Source organism: Exiguobacterium sp. s163, assembly GCF_018617135.1.
GTDB lineage: Bacteria > Bacillota > Bacilli > Exiguobacteriales > Exiguobacteriaceae > Exiguobacterium > Exiguobacterium profundum.
In genome coordinates this window covers 217,614-233,472 of record NZ_JACSJN010000001.1, presented here as the reverse complement: position 1 = coordinate 233,472, position 15,859 = coordinate 217,614, and the positions used below count along the sequence as shown (strand labels likewise).

The window sequence follows — 15,859 nt, the reverse complement described above, 5'->3', positions numbered from 1 at the left end:
TTCGTTGGCGACAACTTGTTTTTGGGAAGATATTTATCGAAAGGTCGAAAACGGTGGGCGAATTGAAGGCATACTCGAACCCTCCCGTGCGGTCATCTTATTCGATACGAAAGCAGGTGATCGGTATGATTTGTTCATTCAGACTGAAAAAGCATGGGCGAATCACGTTGGGATGGATATACACGCGATTTTGAACGCATTTCGCTTATCTCGCATCGGGCGGAAACGATTGACCATTCATGTTTATGGTGAGCGTCTCGTGGATGAAGAGCGTGTAGACTCGTTGACGTTTCAAATCCCTGCGAAAGTGACATTGTCCCGTTCGATTTGCACACCGACTATGGAAGAAGACCGGTTCCGACTGCTAGCGGTCTCCCTCGACCGGAAAAAGAAAGCGGATCTGAAGAAACGATTTTCCTTCGGAAAACCACAAGTGGTGTATGGGCTACTGTTCGTCACCTTTTTAGTCATGTGGTTAGCCGAATCGGTCGGTTCGACGCTTGATCCAAACACGTTGGTCGCATTCGGGGCCAAAGTGAACCCGTTGATTGAACAAGGGGAATGGTGGCGTTTGATTACACCGATGTTCCTGCATATCGGTTGGTTCCACTTTGCGATTAATATGTTTGCACTTTGGTCGCTCGGTCCGCTCGTCGAACGGATGTACGGCTCCATACGATTTTTAATCATCTACCTGCTCAGTGGAATATTAGCGACATCCGCATCGTTTGCATTCAGCGAATCGATATCAGCAGGCGCTTCAGGAGCGCTATTTGGATTGGTCGGTGCGCTCTTGTACTTTGGGTTGCGGGATCGTTCTCTCTTCATGAAGACGCTCGGACCTCCGCTCTTTATTATGTTAGGATTAAACGTAGGACTTGCGTTTGTATTAGGTGCAGGTCTTGACCATTTCGCGCATGCGGGAGGTCTGATTGGTGGTTTTGTCGTCTCGGGGGTCGTCGGGCTACCGGATGAGAAGAACCGTATACAACGAATCTTATTTTCCGTACTCACCATCTCGATGTTTGGACTATTCGTCGGGTACGGATTTTGGTAAGGGGAGAATTCAATGATTGAAACATTAAAAACACTCGTTAACATCCCGAGTCCTTCCGGGATGACGGAAGAGGCCATCCGCTTCGCGGAGCAAGAATTGAATGTACTGGGTGTCAAGACGTCACGTCTACATAAAGGGGCACTGCTGGCCACATTTTCAGGTCGTTCTGGCAAGGCGCGTCTGTTGACGGCACACGTGGACACACTCGGTGCGATGGTCAAAGACATCTTGCCGAGCGGGCGTCTTCGTTTGACTCAAGTGGGAGGATACGCATGGACGGCGATTGAGGGAGAGAACTGCCTCGTCCACCGTGAAGAAGGAGAGGCGATTGAAGGAACGATCTTGATCCATCAGTCAAGTGTTCACGTCTATAAGGACACGAACTCTGCCGAGCGATCTGCATCAAACATCGAAGTCCGATTGGATGAAAAAGTGCATTCTCGTGAAGATGTGACGGCGCTTGGGATTGAAATCGGGGACTTCGTTTCATTCGACCCTCGCTTTCAAGTGACCTCTTCAGGATACGTGAAATCACGCCACTTGGATGATAAGGCATCGGTCGCCATTCTATTGGACCTTGCGAAAGACTTAATCCGTTATGACTTACCGCATACCGTTCACTTCTTGATCTCGAATTATGAAGAGGTCGGATTTGGAGGGAACGCGGGTATTCCGGAAGACGTCGTGGAATACATTGCCGTTGATATGGGTGCGCTCGGGGATGGACAGCATTCCGATGAGTATACAGTCTCGATTTGTGCCAAGGATTCATCTGGACCGTATGATATCGGGTTACGACGGAAGTTCACGGCGTTATGTAAAGCTCATGAGATCGCGTATAAGGTAGATATTTATCCGTACTATGGGTCAGATGCGTCAGCGGCGATTCGAGCAGGGTATGATGTGCGACATGCCTTGATTGGGCCAGGAATCGAATCGAGCCATAGTTATGAGCGAACGCATCTGTCATCACTGGAAGCAACGCGAGAATTGTTAAATCGTTATGTACAATCGACGATGGAGGAAGAAGCATGAAAAACTTTTATGATGTCCAACAGTTTTTAAAATCGTTCGGTACCATTATTTACATCGGAGAACGGGATGCTGAAATCTCACTCATGATGATGGAACTCGACGAATTGTATGAAGGGGGCATCATCGAACAACGTGTGTACGATACGGCCAAAATCATTTTGACCCACGAATTAAAAAATTCAACAGATTGACAGAAATCCCCTTAGTGCAAAGGGTTGCACTAAGGGGATAATAGTGTACACTATTCAATGAAAGCGATTTAGTTGAGATGAGGAGTGAACGGTATGAAATGGTTATTAGGTATCGACATCGGTGGTACGACGGTGAAGATGGCCGTTTTAGACATGAACGGCATCATTTCGGATAAGTGGGAAGTCAAAACGGATATTCGAGAGAATGGTGTACATATTCCAAAAGACATCGCAGCTTCTTTTGAAACATACTTACAAACATCAGGTAAGAAGAAAGAAGATTTTGCGGGTGCAGGAATCGGGGCACCAGGATTCGTCGACTTCTCAGAAGGAGTTGTCGAATATTCTCCGAACATCGGGTGGAAAGATTTTGCACTCGTGAGTGAGTTCGAAAAAGCAGTCGGTCTTCCGGCCGTGCTCGAAAATGATGCGAACGCCGCGGCCCTTGGTGAGATGTGGAAAGGTGCCGGCGAAGGGGCGTCAGAATTATTGGCGATCACGCTCGGTACAGGTGTCGGTGGTGGCGTGATCACGAACGGGAATATCGTTCATGGGACGGCAGGAATGGCCGGAGAAATCGGGCATATTACCGTGGAACGAGACGAAACGAAGGCTGTGAAGTGTGGTTGTGGTCGCCTCGGGTGTATCGAGACGATTGCTTCAGCGACCGGCATCTCGCGTCTGGCGTTACAGAAGCGTAAGAATCAAGATACTTCATTAAACGAGTTAAAAGAAGTGACTGCACGTGACGTGTTTGAAGCATATAAGGCTGGTGACTCGATCGCGACAGAAGTCATTGACGAGATGACGGAATACCTCGGCTTGACCATCTCAAACATCGCGAACACGCTCAATCCGAAAATGATTGTCATCGGTGGAGGCGTCTCAAAAGCTGGCGACGCATTATTGGAGCCGCTTGATGCACAGTTCAAACGGTTTGCGCTCGAGCGGGTATACGAGTCGACAACATTCAAAATCGCTGAACTCGAAAACGATGCCGGTGTGATTGGATGTGCTTGGCTGGCACGGAAACACTTCCTTCCGACACGAGTATGAAACGGACGCGTCTGCACATTGCAGGCGTGTTTTTTTGTGGGAAAGGGTATGGGATATTGTAAAATTTGTAACGTCACAGTTGATTTTTTATTAAAAAAGGGGTAAGATTTGGACTTGATACTGGACGTGTACTATTCAATCCGAATTGTACAATGAATGAACAAATATAAATAAAGAATGGCAACTAAAACATGCCGAAAACTGAAAAGAGGAGGAGACCGTCAGATGAATTCATCTCAACGCTTTTCGAAGCTATCGACGAGACTGAACGACACGGTCCGCGCTTCGTTTCAAGAATATCGTCTATTTTGGATTTTTACGTTATTGCTTTGGACGAAGACGTATATCGTCTATCAATTTTTCTTCAACATTCCGATTGAAAACACCGCACAAGCTTTTATCTTACTGATTAGCCCAATCAGTTCGACATTATTCTTGTTTGCCTTCCATTTCTTCTTTATAGGTAATAAACAAAAATGGGTGCTCTACACGCTCTATGCGATTGCATCGTTTATCTTGTTTGCGGACGCCGTGTATTATCGGGAATTCACGGACTATTTGACAATGCCTGTCATCATGCAACCATCGAACATGGAAACGTTATCGACATCATTCACTTCGCTTCTTGAATGGAAAGATTTAATCATTCTTGGTGACGTGTTTATCCTTCCGTTTATCTTATGGCGAATGAACATGAAAGAGAATGCAGCTTCACATCGACGTGCGCTCGTCACATTCGTCGTAGCGGTCTCTGTCTTCTTGTTCAACCTTTCGCTAGCAGAAACGGAACGACCTGAATTGTTGACTCGTTCATTTGACCGTGAGCTGTTGGTGAAAAACATCGGAACATTTAACTTCCATGTGTATGATGCCATGCTCCAAACGAAAACATCGGCTCAAAAAGCGATGGCGGATGAATCAGAACTCGCAACGATTGAACAATTCACCCGTCAAAACTATGCGGCGCCGAATCCGGATTTATTCGGAAAATATAAAGGGAAAAATGTCATCGTGGTTTCATTCGAATCTGCGCAGAATTTTACTCACAACATGAAGGCGCCGAATGGAGAGTACATCACGCCGAACTTGAACAAACTGATTGAAGAGTCTCACTACTGGCCGAACTACTACCATACAGTCGGTCAAGGGAAGACTTCTGATGCTGAGTTCGCACTCGATAACTCACTATATGGACTCCCGCGTGGTGCTGTATACTTTACGAACGCCGATAACGAATATCAAGCGCTCCCTGAGTTGGTCAAGGACGAAAATTATTACTCAGCCGTGTTCCATGCGAATAACAAATCGTTCTGGAACCGCGATCAAATGTACAAGAACATTGGCGTCGATCAATTTTTTGATGAAAAGAGTTATGACCTCGGGAATCCTGAAGACATGACAGAATGGGGTCTCTTAGACGATAGTTTCTTCGAACAATCTATTCCAATGCTTCAAGAATTGCCTGAACCGTACTACGCGAAGTTCATCACATTGACGAACCACTTCCCGTACACGATGCCAAGTGAAGACTATGAGCTTGTACCAAAATTTGAAACGAGCTCAACTACGTTGAACAACTTCCCGCAAGCACTAGCTTATCAAGATTACGCACTCGGTCTCTTCATCGACCAGTTGAAAGAGAACGGAATGTGGGAAGATACAATCTTTGTCGTCTACGGTGACCATTACGGAATTTCGACGAACCACAACAGTGCGATGGCCGAGCTACTCGGCAAAGATGAGTTGACACCATTCGACGTGGCGAAGTTGCAACAAGTTCCGTTTGCCATTCACTTACCTGACCAGAAAGAAGGGGAAGTGCATGAGACGATTGGTAGTCATGTCGACATGAAACCGACCATCTTGCACTTACTTGGAATCGACACGTCAGATACGATTGGATTCGGAAACGACTTATTCTCTGAAAATCGAAACAGCCGCGCGATTTTCCGCGACGGAACGGTCGTGACGGATGAATATGTTTGGACACAGTCGACATGTTATAACGCGACTTCTGGTGAAGTAGTCGAAGATACGTCGTTATGTGGTCCGATGACGGAAGAAGCGGAAAAAATCTTGCAAATGAACGATGATTTGATTTACTCCGACTTACTCCGTTTCAAAGAACAAACTGAAGAATAATGAGTACGGACCAAGTCACATAGTGATTTGGTCCGTTTTATGTAGAGGGAATGAACGTATAGAAAGGCATAAAAAAAGCGACCGAAGTCGCTTGATGATTGCATATGCGAATCATTAACCTGGAATTCCACCGTAGATCAACGTGGCGACACCAAAGAATCCGAATACGAGTACAGTTAAACCTGCAAAAACGAGCGGAAAGAATTGGCGTTTTTGGAATGAACGAAGCATTCCCCAAATAGCCACAATCGCGACGATGACGGAAATCCATCCGAACGGTTCATACAAATGCATGACGAGTTCCCCCTTTAATTATACGTCATGAAATTCATAAAAATTTCACTGAAATATCATTATTATTTTATCCGATTATAGAGTCGCTGTCGAGCAAAGGTTGACATCGAAACAATTTTGCCACAATATTGTTTTGAATAAGAAGGGGATGAATGCTATGCAAATCAAAAAGATTACGTCTGGCTTGGCACAAGAGAACGGCTATGTGATTGAAAAAGGCGGCACTGTCGTCGTCATTGACCCCGGAACGGATGACCCGAGGTTCTTCGATACAATCGAACGTTTCGGTACACTTTCAGCAATCTTGTTGACTCATGCACATTTCGATCATATCGGAGGAATCGATGCGCTCCGTGAACGTTACCAGGTACCAGTCTATGTACACCGCTTAGAAGCGGATTGGCTGACAGATGGAGAAAAGAATGGCGCTTCTGCGTTCAACTTGCCGATACCATCGATGAAACCGGCAGAAAAAACATACGAAGGTGATGTATTAGAAATTGGGAACATCGTATTTCGAATCTATCACACGCCGGGTCATTCCCCAGGGAGTGTCGTATTGTATATGGATGATGAAAGAATCGCCTTTTGTGGTGACTTGATCTTTAAGCAATCCGTCGGACGGACAGACCTGTTCGGTGGAGACCAGTCGACATTAATGGGGTCCATCGATCGGATGAAGCAGCTCCTTTCCGATGAGACGACGTTATACTCGGGGCACGGTCCTATTACGACGCTAGAAGAAGAAAAGCGGACAAATCCGTTCTTCACATAAAAAAAGATTGTCTCCGGCGAGACAATCTTTTTTTACATTTGGAAGTTGCTCCAATACGTAAAGACAACGAAGAAAATTGTCAAATACGCACCAAAGACATATACATACGTTTTTTCAGTTAGTTTTAAGTAACCAAGAGCGACGAAGAAAATCGTTTGTGCTAAGAAGACAAGTCCCATAACGATAAAGTCGCCAGTATGTTCACTACTACTTTGGTCGCCGCCTAGTGCGCCTACGAAAGCAAGTGCCGCTACTAGTCCAGTCCAAAAGCCTAGGACACGAAACATTCTTGCCATGTTAATCCCCCCATACGTGCATTATTCCATTCTCATTCACTATTTTACCAACACATTCGAAAAAATGCTATGGAAACGTGATAATTGAGCAAAATAATCGTGAAAAATATGTGAAATCATTTCGGTAAATAAAGTTGTACAAAATTTATAAAAAAGTTGCACAAAACATGTACAAACGGGGTATAGAGATGTATAATCAACTTATACAAAATGAGCGAAGTGAAAGTTGAATGAGGGAGGAACATAAAAATGGCATCAGAACTAATGTTTTACACGTATCCAAGCTGTACTTCTTGTCGGAAGACGAAAGCGTTTTTACAAGAACAAGAACTTCAAGTGAGTGAGCGTCACATTTTCAGAGATGCACCAACAGTTGACGAATTGTTGCAGCTCCTTGCAATCAGTGAGGAAGGAGTCGACTCTCTCCTTGCGACACGAAGCCAGGCCTTCAAACAACTTGATGTTGACGTGGAGGATTTGAAATTAAGCGAGCTTCTTAAGCTGATGAGCGAAAACCCAAAACTTTTGAAGCGTCCAATCTTAACTGATGGAAAAGAAGTGATTGTCGGATATGACAAGGTTTCAATCGAAACATATGCACGTCGCCACAACACTGCAGCGGTTCAAGTTTCATAAAACAAGTCCACTTTCAACATAGTGGGCTTTTTTTTATGCTTGTATCGAGGTGAACGAGATGAAGGAACTCATTGAGGATTTAGTAGATGCAGCACGTCAAATCGGTGCGAGTGATCTTCATTTTATACCCGATGCAAACCAAGTAAAGGTTCAAGTCCGTTCTGCTAGTAAGCTTACTGCGCTTCAATCGATGGATGCAGAGCTTTATGATCGCCTTACATATCATATGCGATATTGGTGTTCACTACCTGAATCTAATCAACGCATTCCACAATCCGGGGTCTATGAATTGAATCAAGATGTCATCCGGGTGACCTTTCTCCCGTCGTTCGCCCAGACGTTAATGTCTTGGCGCATTCCGCACGACACGTTTGAACTCCAGCACCTGTTACAATCACACGATGTGGAACGATTTCAGAAAGTCGTGGCATCACATCATGGTCTTTTCTTTATAGGGGGTTCTACCGGAGCAGGCAAGACGACGGTACTGTATGCCCTGTTGAATCAGCTGAAGCATGAGCGGATTGTGACGATTGAAAATCCTCCAGAACAAATGGTCGGTGGTGTCATTCAGCTGGAAGTGAATGCTAAGGCTGGACTCAGCCATCGACACTTGTTGAAAGAGACGCTTCGTGCCGACCCGGATATCATCGTGATTGGCGAGGTGCGGACCGATGAAGAATTGATGGTCGCATACGATGCAGCGCTCAGTGGGCATTTGACGATTACAACCTTTCATACCGCATCGATTCAGGATGGGGAAAAGCGGCTGATGCAACTTCTTGGTAAGGCGACCGTGGAAAGACATTGGTGTGTACTGACTCGAAATCAGGAGGTGACTTGCGAATGGTCGACGTTCCGGTAATCCCATCGATCCGACTGATTCATCGTTTTCTTCGTCTACAATCACGAGGTGTGTCATTGAAAGTGACCATGGAGACGCTTGAACTTCATGAGAAGGGAAAAATGAAAGACTGTATTCGAGAGATGAGGATTCGTCTAGAAGCGGGTGTGAGTTTGTCTGAAGTATTTTCCATCTTGATCACGAATCGGCAGATGCAAGAGATTTTACATACGGCGGACCGCAACGGACGATTTATGGATGGATTGTCGCAAGTGGCGATGGTACTCGAGATGCGACAACGGTTAAAGCAGGAGCTGCGGAGGCTAATTCGCTATCCGTTAATTATCTTCTTCATCCTACTTGCATTAGGAATGATTTATGCCTTATACATTTTCCCGAAATTAATGGGGATGGTAGATGTCTCGTCGCATGGCGGTGTGGGGTCGATTCTATTGTCGAATTGGTTCTTTCCTGTACTGTTTTCTATATTCGTGGCAATCGCGATTCTCATATATGGATTCCATCGTCGAGGAGTAGAGCTCCCTTTTTACGCATGGAGACGTGGGAAAACACTCTATATGACCTATGTGTTTGTAAGTGAGTTGTCCTTGCTCCAACATACTGAAACGAATATCAGGCAGATTATCAGTCGGCTAGCCGAGGAGGAGGGAGAAATGGCAGAAATGGCCAAGCGAATTCATTATCGCATGTCTGAAGGTGAAGGGATTGAAGCGGCGACGAGGTGTGAACCGTTTATCGATCATGAGGTCGTGAGTCTATTAGGTGTGGGATCGATGAGTGGAGAACTTGGCAAATTGATGTCTCTTCATCGCGAGCTTGTATTCGAAGAGATGGAGCAACATAGTCGGGGTTTGATTGAGAAAATTGAACCGTCTTTATACGGCATCCTCAGTGTCATGATCGGTGTTCTTTTTTACACACTCTATTTACCGGTCAAACTCATTATGGCTCAATTGTGAAAGGAGAAAGATGAAATGAAGGAAGAGCGTGGGTTCACATTAGTTGAGATGGCGGCAGTATTACTCATTATATCCGTTCTTCTCTTGTTACTTGTCCCTTCTTTGTCGGACGGGAAATCTCGTGCTGACCAAGTGAGTTGCGAAGGTAGTGTTCGAATCGTTGAATCTGAAATCAATTTGCATTACGCGGAACATAAAGCCTATCCTGAAACGTTAGAAGTGATTAAGCGTGCGTCGGCTGCAGATCCACTCGTTTATAGCTGTCAATCCTCGACCTATACGTATTCACCGACTGATGGCTCCTTAAAAAAACAATGAAAGGCTACACCTTGGTCGAAATGACATGGGTACTTGTCGTATTGTCGTTCTTAGTATTGATGAGTGCACCGATTACGAGACCGTTCGAACGAATGGAGCTCTACAATTTTACGGATTCATTGGTAGCGAATATTCAAGAAGCTGGGCAATTTCCCTATATTTCAGAAGAGGGAGATTGTGTGCCGCGATTGATTTGGATTTCCAAACAACAAACTTATCTGATTGTGTGTGGGAGAGAGATCGTCAGGGAGGTTGATGTTCCTGATGGGGTGGACGTATATCTTCCGACGTACAACACGTTGACCTTTTCACAAGCGACCGCCTCTTATGCGGGACAATGGAAATTCGTCAGTGGAAAGACATCGGTGACGCTCAAATTTCGAATCGGGACGTATGAGCCGGAGGTGATTATTCGTGAAAGTGGATGAATCGGGTTTCTCGTTATGGGAGCTGACTGTCAGTCTTGCGGTCATCATGGGATGGATTTTCATACTGGCATCCTTTGTCGTGCAAGGGAATGAACGAATCCAACGGTTGAGTGACACGCTCTTCATCTATGAACGATTACAAGGAGAGGTTCTGCTTGAAGCCACTGAACCAACAGGGCGTGAGCAAGTGTGTGAGAAAGGATTTTGTTTACCGACATTATGAAAAGGGCTTTACGATGATTGAAATGACGGTCGTTTTGCTGATCCTTCCCATATTTCTTTTCCTTTTGGTTGAATTGCTCACGCTCGGTCAACATCTTTATGAACAGCCTAAATGGAATCATCATACGACGCCTCAACTGATTGTGCGCCGTCTGATGGATAGCGAGAACTGTCGTGTTGACGAAGGGCGGTTACGAGGTGATTTCGTCAAATCGGATGAGGAGCGGTGGTCATGGACAATCAAACAAGTAAATGGCAATTTGGTCATGGTCGGAGATGGAGGAGGAAACTTACTCTTTTTAAGAGGAATCGAGCAGTATCATGTCGAAACGGTCGGAAAGGGTTTTCGAATCGCATGGACCGATTCATCGTTCAGAAGAGAGCGGCACGTCATGTGCATGAAACAGGATTCTTTCTCGTCATCACCTTGACCATCGTTGTTTGGTTACTCGGGGCCGCGTTATTTTGGTATACTGATGTGGAACGAACGACGAGGCGACTGTCAGAGGAAATCTTAGCGATTCGCTTCGAATCGCATCTGTTATTGGCGAAGGAGCGTTGCGGTGATCGACCGTTAACGCTGCATAAACCAACGGGAACTCTGACGTGTCGTCCGATTGCACCGAATCGTACTGAAGTGAATATCGTGCTAACATCTGGTGAACGGCATAAAGAGGTGATTGTTTATGAATGAAAACCCGTTTTATATCGTGGGGTTTATGGGTACAGGTAAATCTACCTTATTCTCGTTTCTGAAAGAATATGGGGAGGTCATCGATCTTGATTTAGTCATTGAGTCCATGACTGGGATGGAGATCGCTACATATTTTGACCGCTATGGTGAGTCTGCGTTTCGTGATGTTGAGTCAAAAGTACTGCAACAAGTCACTGCTGACTATATCCTGACCGGTGGCGGAGTGGTGGAACGCTCTGAAAATATATGTTGGATGCGAGAACGTGGTACGATGATCCATTTAAATCTTCCGTTCGACATGTGTTGGGAACGAATCAAAGATTCTGCGCGGCCACTTGTTAAAAGAGGACGGGAGGATGTTCATGCGTTGTTTCAACGACGTGATCAATTATATCGAAAAGCGAGTGTATCCATCGATGCATCTCAATCGCCTGAAGACATCGCCAAGCAAATCATCCGTATAAAGGGGGAAAAAGAATGATTTGGATTAATTTTGCCATCATCGTATTTTCATTAATCGGACTTGGGATATATGGTTATCTCTTGTTCAAAAACAAAATGAAACCAGAATTTGGTCGTTTGAATCGTCTGACGGAACGTTTTAAAATTCGGGCGGATGTGATTGGTCAACAGGTCAATGAAATCAAAGGGCACGTGGATGCGGTCAATCGATCCGTTACTCAATTAAAAGAGTTTGGGGTCAATGCGAAGAATGAATCGATTGAATTAAAGCAAGCCGCCGTCGAGCTAACTCATGAAATCAAACGGACAGCGGGAATTGAACGTTCTGACGTTTCCACCGAGTCGAAAATATGAAATAATGAGGATGAAAACGTTTTCGTTTTTCATCCTTTTTCTTTTTCGCTTTTTTACCTATGCAGAAGGAATAAAAATTGTTAAAGTGGAATGGAAAACGAAAGATTTCAAAAACAAAAGCATTTTATGTTCGGGATTGGGGGATATTATGGAAAAGGTTACTTTGAAACGTACGCCTTTGTTCGATTTGATTGAACCGAAGGCGAAGATGGTTGATTTTGCGGGATTTGAAATGCCGATTATGTTCTCTTCGATTAAAGAAGAGCATTTGGCTGTACGTCAAAACGTGGGGATGTTTGATGTATCTCACATGGGAGAAATTCGAATCGAAGGGCCGGATGCGCTTGAGCAAGTTCAAAACTTGGTGACGAATGATATCTCGAAGATTAAAGTTGGTCAAGCCCAGTATAACCTTCTCTGTCTTGAAGACGGCGGTGTGGTGGACGATTTGCTTGTCTATCGATTGGATGAGGACGCTTATTGGCTCGTCGTCAATGCTTCAAATATTGAAAAGGACGAAGCCCACATTCGTCGATACGTCAAGGGTGACGTGGTTGTGACAAATGAATCTGATGAATATGGTCAGATTGCGATTCAAGGACCGAATGCACAATCCGTACTTCAAACTATCACAAATGTGGTACTCGACGAAATCGGGTTCTTCAAATTCATGAATGGGGACGTTGCGGGTGTGCCATCGATCATCTCTAGAAGTGGGTATACTGGGGAAGATGGGTTCGAGATTTATGCTCGAGCAGAAGCGATTTCTGCCATTTGGGAAGCGCTTGAAACCGAGGGTGTTACCCCATGTGGGCTGGGCGCACGCGATACATTACGTTTCGAAGCGTGCTTGCCGCTTTACGGTCATGAGTTAGATGAGTCGGTCACGCCATTCGAAGCGAATCTCAATTTTGCCGTCAAGCTAGATACTGACTTTGTTGGTAAGGAAGCACTCGTCACTCAAAAAGAGAATATTCCGAATCGATTGATCGGATTGAAATTGCTCGGTCGTGGGATTGCCCGCCAAGGGGCGCAAGTTGAATTGGATGGGAATGTAATCGGCGTTGTCACGACCGGTACGATGCCTCCGACTGTAAATGAATCAATCGCATGGGCACGAGTCGATGCACGTTACAAAGATGAAGATCGTTTTGTCATCGACATCCGTGGCAAAAAGATTGAAGCCGAACGCGTACCGACACCTTTCTATAAACGAACGAAATGAAACAGGGGGATTCAGAATGAACAGAATGGAATTTCGTTATTTACCGATGACCGAACAAGATGAACGAGACATGTTAGAGACAATCGGCGTCGATTCAATCGAAGCGCTTCTTTCAGATATTCCAGAAACACTTCGCGAACAAGCATCATTGGCGGCGATTGGGGCTCCGCTTCCGGAAGTCGATCTCGTTCGTCATATGACGAAGTTGGCTGATAAAAACAAACATACGAAATCATACCCGAGCTTCCTTGGAGCAGGGATGTACGATCATCTTTCACCAAGTGTGATGAACCATATGCTTTTGCGTTCTGAATTCTATACGGCGTATACGCCATATCAACCTGAGATTTCACAAGGTGAACTTCAGGCGATGTTCGAATTCCAAACAATGATTTGTGAATTGACAGGGATGGACGTCGCGAACTCTTCGATGTACGACGGAATCACGGCTCTCGCTGAGGCGACTTACCTAGCGAGCGCGCAGACGAAGAAAAAACGTGTCGTCGTCTCTGGTGCAGTGCATCCTGAAGCGAAGGACGTAATCCGTACGTATGCTGACGGACCGGGGCTATCCGTTGACTACACAGATGTGGTGAACGGGGTGACGGACGTGTCAGACCTTGATTTGACGGATGCGTCGTGTCTTGTCGTACAATATCCAAACTTCTACGGTCGTATTGAAGACTTAGAAACATTGGCAGAATTGGCTCATGAAGCGGGTGCGCTCTTCGTCGTTTCGAGCAACCCGCTCGCCCTCGGAATTCTTGAGTCACCAGGAGCACTCGGTGCGGACATCACGGTCGGAGATGCACAGCCATTCGGTATTCCGCAAAGTTTTGGTGGACCGTCATGTGGATACTTCGCGGTCAAAAAATCATTGATGCGTAAACTACCGGGACGACTTGTTGGTCAAACGGTCGATGAGGACGGCAAACGCGGATTCGTGTTGACGCTCCAGGCGCGTGAACAGCACATTCGTCGTGATAAAGCGACATCCAATATCTGTTCGAACCAAGCGCTTAACGCATTGGCTGCTTCGATCACGATGTCCGCTTTAGGAAAATACGGAATTCGTGATATGGCCGTTCGGAATATTCAAACTGCTCATTATATGAAAGAAGCGTTAAAAGCTGCAGGATTCAACATCGTGGACGAAGGACCGATGTTCAATGAGTTCGTGGTAGATTTTGGACGTGACGCAGAAGAAGTATCGCGCCATCTGCTCGAGCATGGCATGATTGGTGGTCTACCGCTTGGTACGTATGAAGGGGAGCGTCAGACACAGATGTTGGTTTGCGCGACGGAATTGCGCACGAAAGAAGAGATTGATCAGTTTGTCGAAGTGGTTGGGGGGATGAAATAATGCAACACGAGCAAACGCTAATTTTTGAAGTATCACGTGAAGGACGGACTGGATATAATTTGCCGACACCGACTGTCCCAGAGGTTGACCTTGAGACGTTGTTACCGGCTACGATGATTCGAAAAGAGGCGGCGGAACTTCCGGAAGTATCTGAACTCGATGTGGTTCGCCATTACACGTCTCTATCTACACGAAACCATGGGGTCGATTCAGGCTTCTATCCGCTCGGTTCGTGTACGATGAAATATAATCCGAAAGTGAACGAAGATATGGCTCGTCTTCCTGGCTTTGCACATATTCACCCACTGCAACCGGTTGAGACGATTCAAGGTGCGCTCGAACTCATGGTGGACTTACAGGAGCAACTCGCTGAAATTACAGGAATGGACGAAGTCACACTCCAACCAGCGGCAGGGGCGCATGGGGAATGGACGGGACTCATGTTGATCAAAGCGTTCCATGAACGTAATGGGGATACGGCTCGTACGAAAGTACTCGTTCCAGACTCGGCGCACGGAACAAACCCGGCGTCCGCAGTCGTTGCTGGATTCGAGACGGTAACCGTCAAGTCAGATGAGCGCGGTCTCGTCGATTTGGATGATTTGAAGGCAAAAGTTGGAGCGGATACAGCTGCGCTCATGCTGACAAACCCGAATACGCTTGGACTATTCGAAGCGGATATTCTTGAAATCTCAAAAGTCGTTCATGAAGCTGGCGGGAAGCTTTATTATGATGGCGCGAACTCAAACGCGATTCTCGGAATCGCACGTCCGGGGGACATGGGCTTTGACGTCGTTCACTTGAACCTGCATAAGACGTTCACCGGTCCTCACGGCGGTGGAGGTCCAGGCTCAGGTCCAGTCGGAGTAAAACGTGACTTAATCCCATTCCTACCGACTCCAATCGTGACGAAAACAGATGATGAATATGGTCTCGATTACGACCGACCACATTCAATCGGGCGAATCAAACCATTCTATGGAAACTTCGGGATCAACGTCCGAGCTTACAGCTATATCAAGACGATGGGCGCAGAAGGATTGACGCGGGTATCACGTGAAGCGGTCCTCAACGCAAACTATATGTTCGCGCGACTAAAAGATGCGTTCGACGTGCCATATGATACGTATTGCAAACATGAGTTTGTCTTGTCAGGCAAACGTCAAAAAGCCCTTGGTGTTCGTACTCTCGACATCGCTAAACGTCTTCTTGACTTCGGTTACCACCCACCGACAATCTATTTCCCGTTAAATGTCGAGGAATGTATCATGGTGGAACCAACAGAGACAGAATCAAAAGAAACACTTGATGCGTTCTGTGATGCGATGCTCCAGATTGCCAAAGAGGCGGAAGAGAATCCGGAGATCGTTCAGACGGCTCCTCATACGACGGTCGTCAAACGGATGGACGAGACACTCGCTGCCCGTAAACCGGTCTTAAAATATGAGCGTCGTGAGGCGTCATCTGTAAAATAAAAAATGGGCGAG

At 45.9% G+C, this 15,859-nt stretch carries 21 protein-coding genes; 19 read left to right on the top strand and 2 right to left on the bottom strand.

What is annotated here, in order from left to right:
• The first annotated feature begins 4 nt into the window (after positions 1-4).
• The 5 genes from KNO71_RS01270 (at position 5) to KNO71_RS01250 (ending at position 5,481) form a co-directional block, all read left to right on the top strand.
• Positions 5-1,057: a rhomboid family intramembrane serine protease gene (locus KNO71_RS01270; RefSeq protein ID WP_078147124.1), complete on the top strand. Its 1,053-nt coding sequence runs from the start codon at positions 5-7 to the stop codon at positions 1,055-1,057.
• Positions 1,058-1,069: 12 nt separating this feature from the next.
• The gene (locus KNO71_RS01265) at positions 1,070-2,092 is read left to right on the top strand and encodes a M42 family metallopeptidase (protein WP_214686950.1); all 1,023 of its coding nucleotides are present in this window, start codon (positions 1,070-1,072) and stop codon (positions 2,090-2,092) included.
• Positions 2,089-2,283: a YqgQ family protein gene (locus KNO71_RS01260; protein ID WP_012726602.1), complete on the top strand. Its 195-nt coding sequence runs from the start codon at positions 2,089-2,091 to the stop codon at positions 2,281-2,283. Before KNO71_RS01265 ends, KNO71_RS01260 begins: the two co-directional genes overlap by 4 nt.
• Positions 2,284-2,376: 93 nt before the next feature.
• Positions 2,377-3,339, top strand: a complete 963-nt coding sequence (locus KNO71_RS01255; RefSeq protein WP_214684026.1) for an ROK family glucokinase — start codon at positions 2,377-2,379, stop codon at positions 3,337-3,339.
• A gap of 225 nt (positions 3,340-3,564) precedes the next feature.
• A complete protein-coding gene (locus KNO71_RS01250) occupies positions 3,565-5,481 on the top strand; it encodes an LTA synthase family protein (protein ID WP_214686949.1) in 1,917 nt (638 codons plus the stop codon).
• Positions 5,482-5,595: 114 nt separating this feature from the next.
• Here KNO71_RS01250 and KNO71_RS01245 read toward each other — a convergent pair whose 3' ends face one another.
• Positions 5,596-5,775 (bottom strand): DUF2759 domain-containing protein, encoded by a 180-nt coding sequence (locus KNO71_RS01245; RefSeq protein ID WP_012726599.1) that lies wholly within the window; start codon positions 5,773-5,775, stop codon positions 5,596-5,598.
• Positions 5,776-5,932: 157 nt separating this feature from the next.
• On the opposite strand from KNO71_RS01245, the gene KNO71_RS01240 reads away from it, so the two are divergent.
• Complete coding sequence (locus tag KNO71_RS01240; protein WP_214686947.1) at positions 5,933-6,550, top strand: MBL fold metallo-hydrolase; 618 nt, start codon at positions 5,933-5,935, stop codon at positions 6,548-6,550.
• Positions 6,551-6,582: 32 nt separating this feature from the next.
• Here KNO71_RS01240 and KNO71_RS01235 read toward each other — a convergent pair whose 3' ends face one another.
• Entirely contained in the window at positions 6,583-6,846 is a 264-nt protein-coding gene (locus tag KNO71_RS01235) for a DUF2626 domain-containing protein (RefSeq protein WP_012726597.1), read from the bottom strand.
• Positions 6,847-7,095: 249 nt separating this feature from the next.
• On the opposite strand from KNO71_RS01235, the gene KNO71_RS01230 reads away from it, so the two are divergent.
• The 13 genes from KNO71_RS01230 to gcvPB all read left to right on the top strand — a co-directional run bounded on the left by KNO71_RS01230 (position 7,096) and on the right by gcvPB (position 15,847).
• The gene (locus KNO71_RS01230) at positions 7,096-7,482 is read left to right on the top strand and encodes a Spx/MgsR family RNA polymerase-binding regulatory protein (protein ID WP_012726596.1); all 387 of its coding nucleotides are present in this window, start codon (positions 7,096-7,098) and stop codon (positions 7,480-7,482) included.
• A 58-nt stretch (positions 7,483-7,540) separates the two neighbouring features.
• On the top strand, positions 7,541-8,347 hold the full coding sequence (locus KNO71_RS01225; protein WP_214684030.1) for an ATPase, T2SS/T4P/T4SS family: 807 nt from the start codon (positions 7,541-7,543) through the stop codon (positions 8,345-8,347).
• Positions 8,329-9,306 carry a type II secretion system F family protein gene (locus KNO71_RS01220; protein ID WP_214686945.1) on the top strand — a complete coding sequence of 326 codons (978 nt, stop codon included), beginning with the start codon at positions 8,329-8,331 and terminating at the stop codon, positions 9,304-9,306. The genes KNO71_RS01225 and KNO71_RS01220 overlap by 19 nt, the downstream gene beginning before the upstream one ends.
• A 15-nt stretch (positions 9,307-9,321) precedes the next feature.
• Positions 9,322-9,624 carry a prepilin-type N-terminal cleavage/methylation domain-containing protein gene (locus KNO71_RS01215; RefSeq protein WP_031423311.1) on the top strand — a complete coding sequence of 101 codons (303 nt, stop codon included), beginning with the start codon at positions 9,322-9,324 and terminating at the stop codon, positions 9,622-9,624.
• Positions 9,625-9,644: 20 nt separating this feature from the next.
• The gene (locus tag KNO71_RS01210; protein WP_235439563.1) at positions 9,645-10,052 is read left to right on the top strand and encodes a prepilin-type cleavage/methylation domain-containing protein; all 408 of its coding nucleotides are present in this window, start codon (positions 9,645-9,647) and stop codon (positions 10,050-10,052) included.
• Positions 10,039-10,275: a hypothetical protein gene (locus tag KNO71_RS01205; RefSeq protein WP_047795193.1), complete on the top strand. Its 237-nt coding sequence runs from the start codon at positions 10,039-10,041 to the stop codon at positions 10,273-10,275. Before KNO71_RS01210 ends, KNO71_RS01205 begins: the two co-directional genes overlap by 14 nt.
• Positions 10,181-10,705, top strand: a complete 525-nt coding sequence (locus KNO71_RS01200; RefSeq protein ID WP_078147117.1) for a prepilin-type N-terminal cleavage/methylation domain-containing protein — start codon at positions 10,181-10,183, stop codon at positions 10,703-10,705. The genes KNO71_RS01205 and KNO71_RS01200 overlap by 95 nt, the downstream gene beginning before the upstream one ends.
• Entirely contained in the window at positions 10,669-10,968 is a 300-nt protein-coding gene (locus KNO71_RS01195) for a hypothetical protein (RefSeq protein ID WP_041917913.1), read from the top strand. The genes KNO71_RS01200 and KNO71_RS01195 overlap by 37 nt, the downstream gene beginning before the upstream one ends.
• On the top strand, positions 10,961-11,449 hold the full coding sequence (locus KNO71_RS01190; protein WP_214686943.1) for a shikimate kinase: 489 nt from the start codon (positions 10,961-10,963) through the stop codon (positions 11,447-11,449). Before KNO71_RS01195 ends, KNO71_RS01190 begins: the two co-directional genes overlap by 8 nt.
• Positions 11,446-11,784: a hypothetical protein gene (locus KNO71_RS01185; protein WP_078147115.1), complete on the top strand. Its 339-nt coding sequence runs from the start codon at positions 11,446-11,448 to the stop codon at positions 11,782-11,784. Before KNO71_RS01190 ends, KNO71_RS01185 begins: the two co-directional genes overlap by 4 nt.
• Positions 11,785-11,932: 148 nt before the next feature.
• The gene (gene gcvT / locus KNO71_RS01180) at positions 11,933-13,009 is read left to right on the top strand and encodes a glycine cleavage system aminomethyltransferase GcvT (protein WP_078147937.1); all 1,077 of its coding nucleotides are present in this window, start codon (positions 11,933-11,935) and stop codon (positions 13,007-13,009) included.
• Positions 13,010-13,034: 25 nt separating this feature from the next.
• Complete coding sequence (gene gcvPA, locus KNO71_RS01175) at positions 13,035-14,372, top strand: aminomethyl-transferring glycine dehydrogenase subunit GcvPA (RefSeq protein ID WP_047795659.1); 1,338 nt, start codon at positions 13,035-13,037, stop codon at positions 14,370-14,372.
• Positions 14,372-15,847 (top strand): aminomethyl-transferring glycine dehydrogenase subunit GcvPB, encoded by a 1,476-nt coding sequence (gene gcvPB, locus KNO71_RS01170; RefSeq protein ID WP_214686941.1) that lies wholly within the window; start codon positions 14,372-14,374, stop codon positions 15,845-15,847. Before gcvPA ends, gcvPB begins: the two co-directional genes overlap by 1 nt.
• Positions 15,848-15,859 lie beyond the last annotated feature (12 nt).

Bases quoted from the DNA above. Each gene is read 5' to 3' on its own strand.
- KNO71_RS01265 (WP_214686950.1), top strand. From the start codon at position 1,070: ATGATTGAAACATTAAAAACACTCGTTAACATCCCGAGTCCTTCCGGG.
- KNO71_RS01260 (WP_012726602.1), top strand. From the start codon at position 2,089: ATGAAAAACTTTTATGATGTCCAACAGTTTTTAAAATCGTTCGGTACC.
- KNO71_RS01255 (WP_214684026.1), top strand. From the start codon at position 2,377: ATGAAATGGTTATTAGGTATCGACATCGGTGGTACGACGGTGAAGATG.
- KNO71_RS01250 (WP_214686949.1), top strand. From the start codon at position 3,565: ATGAATTCATCTCAACGCTTTTCGAAGCTATCGACGAGACTGAACGAC.
- KNO71_RS01245 (WP_012726599.1), bottom strand. From the start codon at position 5,775: ATGCATTTGTATGAACCGTTCGGATGGATTTCCGTCATCGTCGCGATT.
- KNO71_RS01240 (WP_214686947.1), top strand. From the start codon at position 5,933: ATGCAAATCAAAAAGATTACGTCTGGCTTGGCACAAGAGAACGGCTAT.
- KNO71_RS01235 (WP_012726597.1), bottom strand. From the start codon at position 6,846: ATGGCAAGAATGTTTCGTGTCCTAGGCTTTTGGACTGGACTAGTAGCG.
- KNO71_RS01230 (WP_012726596.1), top strand. From the start codon at position 7,096: ATGGCATCAGAACTAATGTTTTACACGTATCCAAGCTGTACTTCTTGT.
- KNO71_RS01225 (WP_214684030.1), top strand. From the start codon at position 7,541: ATGAAGGAACTCATTGAGGATTTAGTAGATGCAGCACGTCAAATCGGT.
- KNO71_RS01220 (WP_214686945.1), top strand. From the start codon at position 8,329: ATGGTCGACGTTCCGGTAATCCCATCGATCCGACTGATTCATCGTTTT.
- KNO71_RS01215 (WP_031423311.1), top strand. From the start codon at position 9,322: ATGAAGGAAGAGCGTGGGTTCACATTAGTTGAGATGGCGGCAGTATTA.
- KNO71_RS01210 (WP_235439563.1), top strand. From the start codon at position 9,645: ATGACATGGGTACTTGTCGTATTGTCGTTCTTAGTATTGATGAGTGCA.
- KNO71_RS01200 (WP_078147117.1), top strand. From the start codon at position 10,181: ATGAACGATTACAAGGAGAGGTTCTGCTTGAAGCCACTGAACCAACAG.
- KNO71_RS01190 (WP_214686943.1), top strand. From the start codon at position 10,961: ATGAATGAAAACCCGTTTTATATCGTGGGGTTTATGGGTACAGGTAAA.
- KNO71_RS01185 (WP_078147115.1), top strand. From the start codon at position 11,446: ATGATTTGGATTAATTTTGCCATCATCGTATTTTCATTAATCGGACTT.
- gcvT (WP_078147937.1), top strand. From the start codon at position 11,933: ATGGAAAAGGTTACTTTGAAACGTACGCCTTTGTTCGATTTGATTGAA.
- gcvPA (WP_047795659.1), top strand. From the start codon at position 13,035: ATGGAATTTCGTTATTTACCGATGACCGAACAAGATGAACGAGACATG.
- gcvPB (WP_214686941.1), top strand. From the start codon at position 14,372: ATGCAACACGAGCAAACGCTAATTTTTGAAGTATCACGTGAAGGACGG.